Annotated in this window: 2 rRNA genes (1 of these 2 only partly in view); both read right to left on the reverse strand. The window is 54.2% G+C overall.

The window, feature by feature from the left end:
* Nucleotides 1-227 precede the first annotated feature (227 nt).
* A 5S ribosomal RNA gene (gene rrf / locus ACZK4Z_RS22195) occupies nt 228-342 on the reverse strand.
* 127 nt (nt 343-469) lie between these two features.
* A 23S ribosomal RNA gene (locus tag ACZK4Z_RS22200) occupies nt 470-2,500 on the reverse strand; it runs 850 nt beyond the window's last position.

Here is a 2,500-nt window from a genome sequence, read left to right on the forward strand (position 1 = left end):
CGCCTCACCGGGGTGGACGTTGTTGCCGATGCTGCTTCGTCGTTGGACTCGAAGGTCTTTCGTCGTTGCGAGCCGCCTATTATGGCAGGCCTTTCAGCTTTGTCAACAACTTGTTTGAGGAACTTGAAGCTCTTCGTGAAGTTGTTGCCGCAAGTCCAGGTCGAAACCGGGTGCCTGCAAAAAAAGGAAAACCCCGCTGCGCATGCAGCGGGGTTCTCGGGTGTAAACCCTGGCGATGACCTACTCTCGCATGGCTTGAGCCACACTACCATCGGCGCAGCTGCGTTTCACTTCCGAGTTCGGGATGGGATCGGGTGGTTCCACAGCGCTAATTTCACCAGGGAGGCGGTTGGAGCGTCGCCATCCGATACAGCTGGATAAGGCGCCTGCCTCTCGTAGTTCTTGTGACGTAGCGTGCACTTGGATGCTCTTACGACGTTGTCGTAAAGCCAAGGCAACTTGAGGTTATATGGTCAAGCCTCTCGGATCATTAGTATCAGTTAGCTCAATACATTGCTGTACTTACACACCTGACCTATCAACCACGTAGTCTACATGGTTCCTTCAGGGGGCTTGTGCCCCGGGAGATCTCATCTTGAGGCGCGCTTCCCGCTTAGATGCTTTCAGCGGTTATCGCTTCCGAACATAGCTACCCGGCAATGCCACTGGCGTGACAACCGGAACACCAGAGGTTCGTCCACTCCGGTCCTCTCGTACTAGGAGCAGCCCCTCTCAAATCTCCAACGCCCATGGCAGATAGGGACCGAACTGTCTCACGACGTTCTGAACCCAGCTCGCGTACCACTTTAAATGGCGAACAGCCATACCCTTGGGACCGACTACAGCCCCAGGATGTGATGAGCCGACATCGAGGTGCCAAACACCGCCGTCGATATGAACTCTTGGGCGGTATCAGCCTGTTATCCCCGGAGTACCTTTTATCCGTTGAGCGATGGCCCTTCCATACAGAACCACCGGATCACTAAGTCCTAGTTTCCTACCTGCTTGATCCGTCGATCTTGCAGTCAAGCACGCTTATGCCTTTGCACACAGTGCGCGATGTCCGACCGCGCTGAGCGTACCTTCGAGCTCCTCCGTTACTCTTTAGGAGGAGACCGCCCCAGTCAAACTACCCACCATACACGGTCCCCGACCCAGATAATGGGCCCAGGTTAGAACGTCAAGCACGACAGGGTGGTATTTCAAGGATGGCTCCGCTGCAGCTAGCGCCACAGTTTCATAGCCTCCCACCTATCCTACACAGACGAACTCAACGTTCAGTGTAAAGCTATAGTAAAGGTTCACGGGGTCTTTCCGTCTTGCCACGGGAACGCTGCATCTTCACAGCGATTTCAATTTCACTGAGTCTCGGGTGGAGACAGCGCCGCTGTCGTTACGCCATTCGTGCAGGTCGGAACTTACCCGACAAGGAATTTCGCTACCTTAGGACCGTTATAGTTACGGCCGCCGTTTACTGGGGCTTCGATCAAGAGCTTCGCCTTGCGGCTGACCCCATCAATTAACCTTCCAGCACCGGGCAGGCGTCACACCCTATACGTCCACTTTCGTGTTTGCAGAGTGCTGTGTTTTTGATAAACAGTCGCAGCGGCCTGGTTACTGCGACCCTCTTCAGCTATAGCTCGCACGAGCCACCAAAAAGGGTGCACCTTCTCCCGAAGTTACGGTGCCATGTTGCCTAGTTCCTTCACCCGAGTTCTCTCAAGCGCCTGAGAATTCTCATCCTACCCACCTGTGTCGGTTTACGGTACGGTCTGCGTAAGCTGAAGCTTAGGAGCTTTTCCTGGAAGCGTGGTATCAGTGACTTCGTCTTAAAGACTCGTCTCGGTGCTCGGTCTTAAAGGATCCCGGATTTGCCAAAGATCCAAACCTACCGCCTTTCCCCAGGACAACCAACGCCTGGTACACCTAACCTTCTCCGTCCCTCCATCGCACTTACGCGAGGTGCAGGAATATTAACCTGCTTCCCATCGACTACGACTTTCGTCCTCGCCTTAGGGGCCGACTCACCCTGCGCCGATTAACGTTGCGCAAGGAAACCTTGGGCTTTTCGGCGTGCGGGTTTTTCACCCGCATTATCGTTACTCATGTCAGCATTCGCACTTCCGATACCTCCAGCAGACTTCTCAATCCACCTTCAACGGCTTACGGAACGCTCCTCTACCGCGCATAACAAAGTTATGCACCCCAAGCTTCGGTTCACTGCTTAGCCCCGTTAAATCTTCCCCGCAGACCGACTCGACCAGTGAGCTATTACGCTTTCTTTAAAGGGTGGCTGCTTCTAAGCCAACCTCCTGGCTGTCTGTGCCTTTCCACATGGTTTTCCACTTAGCAGTGAATTTGGGACCTTAGCTGTGGGTCTGGGTTGTTTCCCTTTTCACGACGGACGTTAGCACCCGCCGTGTGTCTCCCATACAGTCCGTCTCGGTATTCGGAGTTTGCAATGGTTTGGTAAGTCGCGATGACCCCCTAGCCATAACAG

The organism is Stenotrophomonas sp. 71799_Sma (assembly GCF_056482505.1).